This is a genomic window from Limnobacter sp. UBA7229 (genome assembly GCF_002473065.1).
GTDB classification, from domain to species: Bacteria; Pseudomonadota; Gammaproteobacteria; order Burkholderiales; family Burkholderiaceae_B; genus Limnobacter; species Limnobacter profundi.
Genome location: NZ_DKTN01000013.1, coordinates 81,170 through 94,972 on the forward strand (window position 1 = coordinate 81,170; position 13,803 = coordinate 94,972).

The 13,803-nt window shown below is 54.3% G+C and carries 15 protein-coding genes; 14 read left to right on the top strand and 1 reads right to left on the bottom strand.

All coding sequences use genetic code 11. The features are described 5' to 3' along the window. The 14 genes from purD (at position 1) to B4C79_RS07240 (ending at position 12,341) form a co-directional block, all read left to right on the top strand. The gene (gene purD, locus B4C79_RS07175; RefSeq protein ID WP_291739569.1) at positions 1-1,272 is read left to right on the top strand and encodes a phosphoribosylamine--glycine ligase; all 1,272 of its coding nucleotides are present in this window, start codon (positions 1-3) and stop codon (positions 1,270-1,272) included. A 15-nt stretch (positions 1,273-1,287) separates the two neighbouring features. Beyond that, a complete protein-coding gene (gene hemF, locus B4C79_RS07180; RefSeq protein ID WP_291739568.1) occupies positions 1,288-2,199 on the top strand; it encodes an oxygen-dependent coproporphyrinogen oxidase in 912 nt (303 codons plus the stop codon). Positions 2,200-2,202: 3 nt separating this feature from the next. Then, complete coding sequence (nadD, locus tag B4C79_RS07185; RefSeq protein ID WP_171097633.1) at positions 2,203-2,853, top strand: nicotinate-nucleotide adenylyltransferase; 651 nt, start codon at positions 2,203-2,205, stop codon at positions 2,851-2,853. Positions 2,854-2,895: 42 nt separating this feature from the next. After that, positions 2,896-3,318, top strand: a complete 423-nt coding sequence (gene rsfS, locus B4C79_RS07190) for a ribosome silencing factor (protein ID WP_105028205.1) — start codon at positions 2,896-2,898, stop codon at positions 3,316-3,318. 15 nt (positions 3,319-3,333) lie between these two features. Next, complete coding sequence (rlmH, locus tag B4C79_RS07195) at positions 3,334-3,804, top strand: 23S rRNA (pseudouridine(1915)-N(3))-methyltransferase RlmH (protein ID WP_291739567.1); 471 nt, start codon at positions 3,334-3,336, stop codon at positions 3,802-3,804. A gap of 8 nt (positions 3,805-3,812) precedes the next feature. Next, positions 3,813-4,475 carry a Maf family protein gene (locus B4C79_RS07200; protein WP_291739566.1) on the top strand — a complete coding sequence of 221 codons (663 nt, stop codon included), beginning with the start codon at positions 3,813-3,815 and terminating at the stop codon, positions 4,473-4,475. Between the two features lie 41 nt (positions 4,476-4,516). Next, positions 4,517-5,992 (top strand): ribonuclease G, encoded by a 1,476-nt coding sequence (rng, locus tag B4C79_RS07205; RefSeq protein WP_171101347.1) that lies wholly within the window; start codon positions 4,517-4,519, stop codon positions 5,990-5,992. 10 nt (positions 5,993-6,002) lie between these two features. After that, positions 6,003-7,193 (top strand): aminotransferase class I/II-fold pyridoxal phosphate-dependent enzyme, encoded by a 1,191-nt coding sequence (locus B4C79_RS07210; protein WP_291739565.1) that lies wholly within the window; start codon positions 6,003-6,005, stop codon positions 7,191-7,193. Then, positions 7,190-7,960 (top strand): hypothetical protein, encoded by a 771-nt coding sequence (locus tag B4C79_RS07215; protein WP_291739564.1) that lies wholly within the window; start codon positions 7,190-7,192, stop codon positions 7,958-7,960. The genes B4C79_RS07210 and B4C79_RS07215 overlap by 4 nt, the downstream gene beginning before the upstream one ends. Positions 7,961-7,977: 17 nt before the next feature. Next, complete coding sequence (locus B4C79_RS07220) at positions 7,978-8,778, top strand: methyltransferase domain-containing protein (RefSeq protein ID WP_291739563.1); 801 nt, start codon at positions 7,978-7,980, stop codon at positions 8,776-8,778. Next, entirely contained in the window at positions 8,775-9,392 is a 618-nt protein-coding gene (gene bioD / locus B4C79_RS07225; protein WP_291739562.1) for a dethiobiotin synthase, read from the top strand. The genes B4C79_RS07220 and bioD overlap by 4 nt, the downstream gene beginning before the upstream one ends. 13 nt (positions 9,393-9,405) lie before the next feature. After that, positions 9,406-10,752 (top strand): adenosylmethionine--8-amino-7-oxononanoate transaminase, encoded by a 1,347-nt coding sequence (bioA, locus tag B4C79_RS07230; RefSeq protein WP_291739561.1) that lies wholly within the window; start codon positions 9,406-9,408, stop codon positions 10,750-10,752. A gap of 9 nt (positions 10,753-10,761) precedes the next feature. Beyond that, positions 10,762-11,757 (top strand): biotin synthase BioB, encoded by a 996-nt coding sequence (gene bioB, locus B4C79_RS07235; protein WP_291739560.1) that lies wholly within the window; start codon positions 10,762-10,764, stop codon positions 11,755-11,757. A 194-nt stretch (positions 11,758-11,951) separates the two neighbouring features. Continuing rightward, positions 11,952-12,341, top strand: a complete 390-nt coding sequence (locus B4C79_RS07240) for a hypothetical protein (RefSeq protein ID WP_291739559.1) — start codon at positions 11,952-11,954, stop codon at positions 12,339-12,341. A gap of 193 nt (positions 12,342-12,534) precedes the next feature. Here B4C79_RS07240 and B4C79_RS07245 read toward each other — a convergent pair whose 3' ends face one another. Further along, entirely contained in the window at positions 12,535-13,653 is a 1,119-nt protein-coding gene (locus B4C79_RS07245; RefSeq protein WP_291739558.1) for a porin, read from the bottom strand. Positions 13,654-13,803: the final 150 nt, after the last annotated feature.

The window sequence follows — 13,803 nt, forward strand, 5'->3', positions numbered from 1 at the left end:
ATGAAAATTTTGGTGATTGGATCAGGCGGCCGCGAACATGCCATGGCATGGCGTATTTGCCAAACCCCGGGCGTAACAAAGGTATTTGTTGCTCCTGGCAATGGCGGTACTGCCCTGGAAGCCAAAATGGAAAATGTGCCAATCAGCGACCTGACCGAACTAGCCGATTTTGCAGCCAAAGAACAAGTGCACCTGACCGTGGTTGGTCCGGAAGCGCCATTGGCCGCGGGGGTGGTTGACCTGTTCCGCCAGCGCGGCTTGCGTATTTTTGGCCCAGCCAAACTTGCAGCCCAACTGGAAAGCTCGAAGGACTACGCCAAGGCCTTCATGAAGCGACACAAAATTCCCACTGCGGAATATGAAACCTTTACCGATGCTGCCAAAGCCCACGATTATGTGAATGTCAAAGGTGCCCCCATTGTAATCAAGGCCGATGGCCTGGCCGCGGGCAAGGGCGTGGTTGTTGCCATGAGCCTGGAAGAAGCCCACCAGGCCATTGACGACATGTTGCTGGGCAACAGCATGGGCAGTGCCGGTTCTCGGGTTGTGGTTGAAGAATTCCTGGAAGGCGAAGAGGCCAGCTTTATCGTGATGGTCGATGGTGTGAACGCTTTGGCCATGGCCAGCAGCCAAGACCACAAACGCCTGCTGGATAGCGACCAAGGCCCCAACACCGGTGGCATGGGTGCGTACAGCCCCGCCCCCGTGGTTACGCCCACCATGCACGCCCGCGTGATGCGAGAGGTTATTTACCCCACCATCGCCGGCATGAAAAAAGACGGCCTGGTGTACACCGGCTTTTTGTATGCGGGCTTAATGATCGACGACAAGGGCGACATCAAGGTACTGGAGTTCAACTGCCGCATGGGCGACCCGGAAACCCAACCCATCATGATGCGCCTGAAAAGCGACTTCGTGAATTTGCTGGACCACGCCATTGATGGCACGCTGGACAAGGTTGAAGCAGAATGGGATCGCCGCACCGCTTTAGGCGTAGTGATTGCCGCGCACAACTACCCACAAACCCCGCGCACGGGCGATGAAATTACCCTGCGCGCCGAAGCCAGCGACGAAGCGGTTGTATTTCATGCCGGAACTGTTGAAAAAAATGGCAAGGCAGTGACCGCGGGTGGTCGCGTGTTGTGCGCCACCGCCTTGGGCGACACCGTGCGCCAGGCACAGGCCAAAGCCTATGAATTGATCGACACTATCAGCTTTGATGGCATGCAGTTTAGAAGCGACATTGGCTACCGCGCCATCAATCGCAAGTAATCAGGACTTAGAGCAATGACACCTTCTGAACTGAATCAGGTAAAGCAATACCTTCAAGGCCTTCAAAGCAGCATCATCGCGGGCATTGGTCAGTTCGAAAGCAAACCTTTTTTGAACGATTCCTGGGAGCGGGCTGAAGGGGGCGGCGGTTGCAGCCGCGTGCTGGAAGAAGGCAGCTTGCTGGAGCGTGGCGGTGTCAATTTCAGCCATGTAATGGGCGACAAGTTGCCCGGCTCAGCCACTGCCAGCCGCCAGGGCCTTGCTGGTGCCAGTTTTGAAGCCATGGGTGTATCACTGGTATTTCACCCCCGCAACCCTTATGTACCCACAGTACACATGAATGTGCGCCTGTTTGCAGCCACCACCGTGGAAGGTGAATCGGTGTGGTGGTTTGGCGGCGGCATGGATTTAACCCCCTACTACGGCTTTGAAGAAGACGCAAAACACTTTCACCAAAGCTGCAAAAATGCACTCGACCCCTTTGGTGCGCACTACCATGCCAAGTTCAAGAAATGGTGCGACGAGTATTTTTACCTGAAACACCGCAAAGAACCCCGCGGTGTAGGCGGTGTGTTTTTCGATGATTTTTCCGAGCTGGGTTTTGAGCAGAGCTTTTCAATGACTCGCAACGTGGGCGATGCCTTCCTGAAAGGCTACCTGCCCATTGTTGAGCGCCGCATGAACATGGCCTACGGCGAACGCGAACGCGACTTCCAGGCCTATCGGCGTGGCCGCTACGTTGAATTCAATTTGGTATTCGACCGTGGCACCCTGTTTGGCCTGCAAAGCGGTGGCCGCACAGAATCAATCCTGATGAGCATGCCCCCGCAGGTGAAATGGCGCTATGACTGGCAACCTGAGGCAGGCAGCGCCGAGGCAAGGCTGTACACCGACTTTCTGGTGGACCGCGACTGGCTGGCGGCCTGAGCCATGCCCACACGGCAAATCTGCATCATTGGCGGCACCTTCAACCCCATCCACATGGGGCATTTGCAAATGGCTCGTTCAGCCCAAGCACAGTGCATGGCCGATGAAGTGTGGTTTATGCCCGCAGGCCAACCTTGGCAAAAACCCAACGCAGACCTTGCACCTGCCGATGTTCGTAAAAAATTGGTTGAACTCGCCATTGAGGGCGTGCACTCCTGGCGCATGGAACCCTTCGAAATTGAGCATGAAGGCCCCACCTACACCGTGGACACGCTTGAGAAGCTGAGCGAACAGCACCCTGACCACAAACTTTCCTTTGTGATTGGGGCTGACCAATTGGCCAACCTGACCAGCTGGAAACATTGGCAAAGCCTGTTTGATTACGCCCGTATTGGCGTGGTGGACCGCACCCAGTGGGGCGATTTTCAGGTGCCCGAGGCTTTAAAACGACATTTGCTCCAAGATCGCCTGTTTCGCATACCCATGCCCAGCGTGAACATCAGCTCAACCCAAATTCGAAGGCAATTCCAGCTGTTACAGTCTGGCAACGCCGAAGTCCGGGAAACCGCCCGCTTCAAACTTGAGGCCAGCCTACCCACCGCTGTGCTCAAGTACCTGACACTGCACCCAGTTTATGGTCGCGCCCAGCCCTGAAAGTTGTTAGAATTCAGGCAATTAACAAACCTTTGGAATTGCATGGAATTGCGTAAACTGCAGCGCGTCGTGATTGACGCCCTCGAAGACATCAAAGCACAAGACATCGCCGTTTTCGACACGACCCACCTTACCGGTGTTTTTGACCGGGTCATCATTGCCTCAGCCTCTTCAAACCGCCAAACACGCGCTTTGGCCAACAACGTTCGCGAGAAAACCAAGGAAAACGGTGGCGAAGTGTTCAGCACCGAAGGTGAAGACACCGGCGAATGGGTACTGGTCGACCTGGGCGATGTGGTGGTGCATTTGATGCAACCCGCCATTCGCGAGTATTACAACCTGGAAGAAATTTGGGGTGGCAAGCCCGTGCGCGTGAAGTTGAACCCGCACAGCCTGAGCAAACCAATGCCCGGCGTGGATTATTTCCCGCAGCAGGCCGAGGCCTATTCAAGCCAGTACAACTAAGATTTTCGCTTCGCTTTGAAAATCCACGTTATCGCCCTGTCTCACAAAATCGAGCCATGGGCGCAACAGGCCGTAGATCAGTTCCAGAAACGCTTTCCAGGCGACTGGAAGCTGACCATCAAAGAATTGAAACCTGAAGACCGGTCTGCGGGCAAACCCGTGGACCAAATTCTCGCCAAAGAAGCCGAGCGCATTCGAGCGGCCATACCCAATGGCGCACGCGTCATTGCACTCGATGAACGGGGGGAACGCCACACCAGCAAAGCCTTGGCTGAGCAACTTCAGAAATGGCACAACAGCAGCGAAACCTTGTGCCTGCTCATCGGCAGTGCCGATGGGCTTGATGAAAACCTGAAGCGGCAATGCCAGGGCATGTGGCGGCTATCCGACCTTACCCTGCCCCATGCACTGGCGCGCGTGCTGTTGGTGGAAGCGCTGTACCGCGCATTTTCCATTACCATTGGGCATCCGTACCACCGCGAATAAGCCCCAACATGAACACACCCGTTCGCCCCGAGCACAGTGGCCTGCCGGCCCAGGTTTGGCTTGCTTCGCGCAGCCCGCGCAGGCTTGAATTACTTGAAACACTCGGATTAAAAGTGCAGGTGTTTCTGGCGCAGAGTAGCTCAGAGGCCGAAGCGCTTGAAGCGCCTTTTGAACACGAAGACCCCTTGCTGTACGTGCAACGCGTGACCCAACTGAAACTGAATGCAGCGCTTGAGGCCATGCGTGCGCAACAATTAAGCGGGCTGGTATTGGCGGCCGACACCACAGTTGCACTGAACGGCACCATTCTGGGCAAACCGCAACATGCGGCGCAGGCCTTTCAAATGCTGCAAAGCCTGTCCAACACCACCCACGAGGTGCATACCGCAGTGGCTGGCGCTTGGCTTCATGTCGATGGCAGCACCACTGCAACCAGAAGCACCGTGCAAACGTCACACGTGGAGTTCACAAAACTTCCCGAAACCTTCCTCCACGCCTACATCGACAGTGGCGAGCCCTTCGACAAAGCGGGCGCCTACGGCATTCAGGGGATCGCAGGGCAATACGTTCGTCACATTTCCGGCAGTCATTCTGGCATTATGGGTTTACCACTGTTTGAAACCAGCGAATTGATACGCCAACTCCAAACAGCGGCCCAAAACAGAAACTGAGCTGCAACAAGAATCGATTAATACCCAAGAAGCAAAAGATGATCAACGAACAAATACTGGTGAACGTGACACCGCAGGAAACGCGCGTGGCCATTGTTCAGCACGGTGCTGTGCAAGAACTTCACATTGAACGCACATCCACACGCGGCATTGTGGGCAATGTGTACCTGGGCAAAGTAGTACGCGTGTTGCCCGGCATGCAATCTGCATTTGTCGACATTGGATTGGAGCGCGCAGCGTTTCTGCATGTGGCCGACCTGTGGGAACACCGCACCTACAACCACCACCAATCGAAACAGAATGGCAACCCACCGCCCGCCATTGAAAAAATGGTGTTCGAGGGGCAAACCATTATTGTGCAAGTGAGCAAAGACCCACTGGGCACCAAAGGCGCCAGGCTCACCACGCAAATCAGCCTGGCAGGCCGCATGTTGGTGCACCTGCCGCAAGACCCACACATTGGTGTTTCACAGCGCATTGAGAATGAAGGCGAGCGAGAAGAGCTGCGCGCAAAACTAACTCGCCTGCTGCCCGAAAACACCGGTGGCTTTATTATTCGCACGCACGCCGAAGAAGCCACCGATGAAGAATTGACCGCAGATGTGAATTACCTGCGAACCCGCTGGCGCGAGATGCTGGAATTGACCCGCACGAAGCCCGCACCCAGCCTGATTTACGAAGACCTGACCATGGCGCAGCGCGTGGTGCGCGACCTGGTGAGTGCCGACACCCAAGCCATTCTGATTGATTCAAAAGAAACCCTGAAAAACCTGCTGACCTTTGCTGAAACCTATGCACAGGAAACCAAAGACCGCCTTCAACTGCATCAAGGAGAGCGGCCTCTTTTCGAGCTGTACAACATTGAAGATGAATTGCAAAAGGCGCTGGGCCGTCGGGTTGAACTGAAATCGGGCGGTTATGTAATCATTGACCAAACTGAAGCGCTCACCACCATCGATGTGAACACGGGCGGTTTTATTGGTGCCCGCAATTTTGAAGAAACGGTGTTTAAAACAAACCTGGAAGCGGCGCACGCGATAGCGCGCCAACTGCGCTTGCGCAACCTGGGTGGCATCATCGTGATCGACTTCATCGACATGAGCACCGAGGAACACAAAAAAGCGGTGCTAGCGGAACTTCAAAAGGCGTTGGACCGCGATCGCGCCCGAACCAGCGTGACAGACTTTTCTGCACTGGGCCTGGTGGAAATGACCCGCAAGCGCACCCGTGAAAGCCTGGCCCATTTGTTGTGCGAACCATGCCCCAGCTGCCAGGGCAAGGGGCAGGTTAAAACAGCCCAAACAGTAGCCTATGAAATAATGCGGGAAATTGTGCGCGAAAGCCGCCAGTTCAACCCCAAAGAATTTCGCATACTGGCCAGCCCAGCCGTGATCGACCTGTTTCTGGAAGAAGAGGCCCAACACTTGGGCATGCTGGAAGAGTTTGTGGGAAAGCCAATTACCCTGCAAGTAGACAACCTGTTTGTGCAGGAACACTACGACATTATTTTGACCTGACCTAAGCGCGATGAACCTGAGCCAAGCCAGCCAGCAACGCCTTGACCTTTTGGCCCAAGACAGCGGCAAGCGGGTGTTGCTGCCCTGCCCTTTGAACCAGCGTGCATTCGATTTTTCCAGCAACGATTATTTGTGCCTGGCCCAGCGCGCCGACATTGTAGAGGCAGGCCATGAATGCGCGAAAAAATACGGTGCAGGTGCAACCGGCTCACGTTTGTTGTCAGGCAACCTCGATTGCTTTGAACAACTGGAATCGCAAGTTGCACAATTCAAAAACGCTGAAGCCGCACTAGTATTTTCAAGCGGCTACCAAGCCAATGCCAGCGGGTTGGCCGCACTGCTGGACAAAAGCCTGTGGGGTGGCGTGGTGGGTGGCACTGAGCCCCTTGTGTTCACCGACCGCCTGAACCACGCCAGCTTGCACCATGCCTGCCAACTTGCGGGGGTGAAACAAATTCGTTTTCGCCACAACGACATGGCGCATTTGACTGAGCTGCTGGATAAACACACGGAATCCAGGCAGCCAAAAATTATTGTTTCAGAAACGGTTTTTGGCATGGAAGGTGATCTACTGCCGGTTGAACAACTCGCGGAAACTGCCCTGCAACACAACGCTGTGGTGTACCTGGACGAAGCCCACGCCACGGGAATTTGGGGACCGGAAGGTCGAGGCCTTGGGGCGATGCAACACCCCGCCATAGATGCACTGAAAACCTTGGGGCACTGGGTCATCATGGGTACCTTCAGCAAGGCTGTGGGGGTCAGCGGGGCGTACATTGCATGCAGCGAAATATTCAAACAATACCTGGTCAACCGTTGCACCGGCTTTGTGTATTCCACCGCGCCCTCGCCTTTTGTAATTGGCGCAGTTGGCAAAGCATTGGAAATTATTCCGGGCCTGAATAAAGAACGGGGCATGCTGCACACCGCCGCAGACACACTGCGCAACCAGGTACATAAACTGGGCTTCGACACGGGCTTGTCGAACACCCACATTGTTCCCTTGGTGGTGGGCAGTAACAATGCATGCCTTGAACTCAAGACCCATTTGCAACAGGCAGGCATTCGAACCTCTGCCGTACGCCCTCCCACCGTGCCCCCCAATGCCGCACGGGTTCGGCTTGCACTGAACACTGGCCACACTCTTACAGTGTATGAGCAACTGCTCCACGCACTGGCCAGCTGGAAGGTGGGCACATGAAGCAGCCCGAAATAACGCAAGTGCTATTGATGGCCCACGGCTGGGGTTACAACCACCGTTTCTTCAATGCCTTGTTGAATACACTTCCCGCAAATACACGCGAGACTACCTTGTTTGTTTGCCTGGAAGCGGGTTACTTTCCAGAGCAAGCCAGACAAGGCTTGATGATTCATACCCCAGGTATCAGCACGCAAGACCAATGGGTACACTACACGGCAGAAGTGCTACACAGCTTGGTGCTTGCATACGCCGAAGTACCTTGGCTGGGACTTGGGCATTCGCTGGGGTTTTCAAAACTGCTGGATTTTTCAGTGCGATGGCACAGCCTGTTGAGCATTCATGGCTTTACTCACTTTGTGAAAGGCGATTCCAACACCCAAGGCACTCCACCGCGTTTTCTGTCTCGCATGATCCAGAAGGCCGAACAGAACATGCCAGAGGTATTGCGCGACTTTCACAACCGCTGCGGGCACCATGCGCAATGGGCCACCCTGGATGAACAAACGTTATTGACTGACCTTCGCAGCATGCAAGAATTGAACGCAGCACAGGCATTGCAACAGGCCCTTTCCCATGGCGCCGAATTACACGCCTGGGCCAGCAACACGGATGAAATAGTGCCACTGGCTTTGGCACTGCAATGCTTTGAGCACACGCTGAAACAGCAAAACCGCGAGTTGCATACACTGGCTTCCGAGCACGCAGGCATTGCCACCGCCCCTGCGCGGTATACTGACACTTTATTGTCCCTTCTCAGCCAGCATTAATTTCAAGCCGCATTGAAATGTCTGAAAACGCCTTGCCGCGAAAACTGAATTCTGCCCAGGCTGCCTCACGCCGCTTTTCCGATGCTGCCCGCGATTACGATCACCATGCGCGCGTGCAAAAACATTCAGCCCAACACCTGTGTCAGTGGCTGGATCAAATGCTGCCAGTCGACTTCAACCCCAAAGCTTGTGTGGATGTGGGCAGCGGCACCGGGTTTTTAACCGAGCATTTGCTGAACAAGTTTCCCGAAAGTGCGGTGCATGCCGTCGATTTGGCGCAAGGCATGCTGACCGAATTAACGCGCAAGTACCCCACTGAACGCCTGCACACCCACTTGCTCAATGGCGAGGAATTGGCAGTTGAGCACCTATGGATTCCGAACCACTCCCTGCTCATTTCAGGCATGTGTGCGCAATGGTTTGGCAACATTGAAGAGGCGATTCGACGCTGGCTTTCAGTGTCGAATACCGTGGCTTTCAGCGTACTGCTGGATGGCTCTTTTCAGGCCTGGGAAGTGGCACACGAGGACACCGGGCAAACCAGTGGTCTGCGGCCACTGCCCTGCGACGATGACTTGCAGGACATCATGAACGCATTGGTGGCCGAAGGCATTGCCGCCAGCACTGCTCACCACACCAAAAACTTTCTGGACCATCATCCCGATGGGCTTTCATTTGCACGCAGCCTGCGTGCCATTGGTGCGGACCAGCCCCGCGTAAACCACACACCGGTTAATTTGCGCAAGGTGATATCCGCCTTGGGCGAAGCCTGCACCATGAACTACCACATTGGTTTTTACTACCTGGAACGGCCGTGAAACATTTGTTTGTGACAGGTACCGACACCGGCATCGGAAAAACGATTGTGAGTGCTTGGCTGTGCACTCACTGGCAAGCAGATTACTGGAAGCCGGTACAAAGCGGGCTCGAGGGTGGCAGCGACAGCGAGTGGATTGCCCGCCTGAGTGGCTGTGCAGTGCACCCGGAAACGTATCGCCTCACCCAGCCCTTATCGCCTCATCAGGCTGCCGACATCGATGGCGGCAAAATTCAACTGACCGATTTTACGCTACCCACAGCCGATCGACTGGTGGTGGAAGGCGCGGGCGGTTGCATGGTGCCCCTGAACTGGCGGGACACCATGCTCGACCTGATGAAACACCTGGGCAGTTGCGCTTTGTTGGTGGCCCGCAGCGGGCTTGGCACCATCAACCACACTTGCCTTTCACTGCAGGCCTTGAAAGCTGCTGGCGTGCCTGTGCTGGGCGTGGTGATGGTGGGTGAGACCAACCCTGCCAATCGTGAGGCGATCGAACATTTTGGTGAAGTGCCGGTGTTGGCTGAATTGCCGGTTTTCAATGAATTAAGCCCGCAGGCACTGGCTGAATTTGGCATGCCCGAGCGCCTTGTTCGCGCGCTTGACAGCTTGTGATCGCACAGCCCTCATGAAACAGCTTACCCACACCCAATTGCTTGAACTGGATGCACAATACTGTTGGCACCCCTTCACGCAAATGCAAACCGCTGCGCCACCTTTGGCAGTGGTACGTGGTGAAGGCGAATTTTTGTTCGATGCCCAAGGCAACAAGTACTTTGATGCGGTTTCAAGCTGGTGGGTGAATATTCATGGTCACAGCAACCCCACCATTGCAAAGGCGATTGCACAACAGGCGCTTGAGCTTGAACATGTGATGTTCGCGGGTGTAACCCACCCGCCTGCTGTGCAGTTGGCCGAACGCCTGGTGCACAACGCCCCAGCCCCCATGGCCAAGGTGTTTTACTCCGACAATGGGTCCACCGCCATTGAAGTAGCCCTGAAAATGGCCTTTCAGTATTGGCAAAACAAGGGCGTGGCCGGTAAAAGTCGCATTGTTGCGCTGGAAGGTGGATACCATGGTGACACCTTCGGCGCCATGGCCACTGGCAAATCCAGTGGTTTTTACGCCCCCTTCGCACCCTGGCTGTTTCATGTTGATTTCATACCCACCGGTGTTTGCGCCTGCATGGAAGAACAGGCCCTGGCTGCACTCGATCATTTGCTGGCAAACAGTGCAGGTGAAATTGCTGCGCTGGTACTAGAGCCCTTGATTCAAGGTGCCAGCGGCATGCGATTCATGCGCGCAGCCCATGTGGCCGAACTGTGTAAACGCTGCGAAGCGGCTGGTGTGCTGGTGATATTCGACGAAGTATTCACTGGCTTTGCCCGAACCGGCACCCTGTTTGCCGCCGAACAAGTGGCGCAATTTGGCGGTCAGGCTGACATTATTTGTATTTCAAAAGGGCTTACCGGCGGCTTCATGCCCATGGCAGCCACACTCACCAGCCAAGCGGTGTACGACGCGTTTTTAAGCGACCAGGTTGGCCATGCCTTGCTGCACGGCCATTCCTACACCGCAAACCCATTGGGTTGCGCTGCGGCCCTGGCCAACCTCGCCTTGTTCGATGAAGAAAGCACATGGGCGAACATTCACCGCATTGAAGCCACCCACCAACGCTGGTTACCCACCTTGGCTTGCCACCCCCTGATTGAAAACCCGCGCGTGTGCGGCACCGTGGCAGCCTTTGAGCTAAAATCCAGTCACAGTCAGTATGGTTCCAGCGCGAGTCAATGGATACGCCAAACGTTTCTGGAACTGGGCATTGTGGTGCGCCCCCTGGGCAACACCGTGTATTGGGTTCCGCCTTATTGCACCGAGCCCGAGACACTGGAAAACGCCTACCAAACACTGATGCACGTATTACAACGCTGGGGCAGCCTGATTGCACCCGGCCCCGGAAGCGAATTGTTCTGAAGGATGCACATGGAAAGCCAAATTACCTGGGTTGAAAACAAAAAAGCAGCCCCACCCGCCGTTGATCAGCAACGCTGGAGCGTCGAGGCCATTGAAGCCCTGTTCGCACTGCCGTTCAACGACCTTATTTTCAAAGCGCAGCAGGTGCACCGCGAGCATTTCGATGCGAACACCGTGCAGCTGTCCACCCTGCTGTCGATTAAAACAGGCGGCTGCCCGGAAGACTGTGGTTATTGCCCCCAATCGGCCAAGTACAACACTGGCGTGGAAGCAGAAAAGCTGATGCCCATCGATGAAGTGCTGAAAGCCGCACAGGCCGCCAAGGACAAAGGCGCCACACGTTTTTGCATGGGTGCCGCATGGCGCAGCCCCAAAGACCACCAGGTTGAAGCTGTAGGTGAAATGGTAACTGCAGTGAAAGCCATGGGCCTGGAAACCTGCGTCACCCTGGGCATGCTGAAAGAACACCAGGCCAAACAGCTACAAGAGGCGGGTCTGGATTATTACAACCACAACCTGGACACCTCGCCCGATTTTTACGGCGACATTATCAGCACCCGCACCTACCAAGACCGCCTGGACACGCTGGACCGTGTACGCGATGCGGGTATCAAAGTGTGCTGCGGTGGCATTGTGGGTTTGGGTGAAACGGTAACCCAGCGGGCCGGGCTAATCGCCCAACTGGCCAACATGGCCGAACCGCCCGAGAGTGTGCCTATCAATAATTTGGTGAAAGTTGAAGGCACACCACTGGCGAACAACGAAGAAATCGATCCACTCGATTTTGTACGCACCATCGCCGTGGCTCGCATCACCATGCCCACCAGTTTTGTACGTTTGTCCGCTGGCCGCGAGAGCATGAATGAAAGCACACAGGCCCTCTGTTTCCTTGCAGGCGCCAATTCAATTTTCTACGGCGAAAAACTGTTGGTAACAGACAACCCGGAATTGGAACGTGACACCAAGTTATTTGAAAAACTGGGCTTAAAGCGACTTGAGAATTAAACAGCAAAACCCCTTGTTTTTATTCAAGAACTATCAAGCAGCAGGTTTAAATACCTGATTCAAATCAATGGTTTGGCGGGGTGAAGGCAACCCTTCTCCCGCTTTATCCACACCAAAATTACGCGCATAATTAAAGCCTTGCATGCGAAACAGCGCAAATTGCTTGAATTGCTGCTGTTGAAGGGAATAACAATATGAAAAAAACATTGATTTGTGCCTGCCTTGCGCTGGCACCCGCCTTGGCCAGTGCCCAAGCTGGTGGCGTGACATTGAATATCGATGGGCAAAACCCATTGAGCAAATGGGGCCGCTGGACCAGTTCCGAGAACGGTGGCTTAGGCTATGGTTTCAGATTGAACCAGGACCGCAACAAAGCCCCCATGAGTGCCCAATGGGGTACCGGAGATTGGGTATTCAAACTAAGCCGTGAAGAGGGCAACAAGTACCCCGATTTGTTTTTTGGCTTGAAAGTATCCGAGAACCAACTTCAAACCACCTCGCTGGGTTGCATGAGCAACAGTGGCAGTGCCACACGCTACAGCAGCACCTTGTGCGGCGTGCAACTGGACATGAATTTGCAATAATCGATTCGATTGAATTAAGCCAAGTTGAGTTGTATAAAAAAGCACCTGAACAACCAGGTGTTTTTTTTTCGCCTGGTTTTTTCGCTTCATGTGCGAATGGATATGCGCGTTGCGCTGGCTGAAATAGAAAAAGCCACCCGAAGGTGGCTTTTTCAAACTTTGCATTCAAACCAAGCTTATGCTTGGCGTTGAATTAGAAGTTGTGACGCAGACCAATTGTGAAGTTGTCCTGATCTGTTTCAGCACCAGTTGCAACTACTTCGTTAGTCAAGCGGTTGAAACCAACGTATGTACGTGTGCGCTTGCTAAAGTCGTAATAGTAAGCGATTTGGGCTTGAGTCAATTCCAAAGGAGTGCTCACACCAGCAACGGTGTTGTTGTTACGCTCTGCATCGGCGTAGGCACCGAAAATGCCGCTGTTGGCGCTCAGAGGAACGGTTGCTGACAACAGGTATTCAGTGTTGCTGTCTTCGCCGTTAGCTGCTGGGCCGTACAGTGAAGTTTGAGCAACCAGACCGGCCAAGGTGAATGAACCGAAGTTGTAAGCTACAACACCCTGAACTGTATTCTCAGGCTGGGCAGCAACTGTAGGATCTACACCTTGCTGGTCGAAAATGTTGAAACCACCACCAATTGTCAACGCGCCAACTTTGTAAGTTGCAGCAACTTCGGTTTGACGTGTGCCGTTTTCTTTGATCGGTGTATTGTTGGCGTTGTTGTTGTTACCAACAGCACCAACAGACAAAGTATTCAGGTTGTCACCAGCAGTCAAAGCATGACGTGCTTCGATTGCAACACCAGCGATGTTGGTCTTGTAACCGAAAGAGTTGTCAACGCGCTGTACACGGTCAATAGCGACGCCGTTACCCAAAGAAGTGCCGCCACCACCAATGGTTGTCAAAGGACCACCTTGGTTAGAAACGCCGCCAGTCAAAGAAGCCTGGGTGTACAAAGGAGCAACTGACTCGTTACCACCGTCTTGCTTACCGGCCACGAATGTACCCCATGCACCCTTCATACCGATGTATGAGTGACGACCTGAAACACCAGTGTTGTTGTCAGCAGATACGGCGAATTCGTAACCGAATACCAAGCTCAAACCACCACCCAGGTCTTCCTGACCCTTGATACCAAAACGTGAAGACACGTCTTCCAGGGCGAAGTTACCGCCTGTGTCGCCAGCGTTGGAGCTGGTGGACTGGTGATCCAGGGCTTGGTGTACGCGACCGTACAAAGTTACGTTTGATGAATCAGCAAATACTGGAGCGGCAAATGCCAGGCCCAGAGCAGCAGCTACTAGCTTCTTGTTCATATTTCACCCTTATTAGTGTTGGTTGAATCTTTGCCGCCATTTCTAGCGGCACGAGAGACAATGTACACGGGGACCCTTGGGCCGACCAACCAAATCGTGGTGTGAGAATGGGGAAATCGGTGTTTTTGTCGCTGACGTGCAACAGGAGAA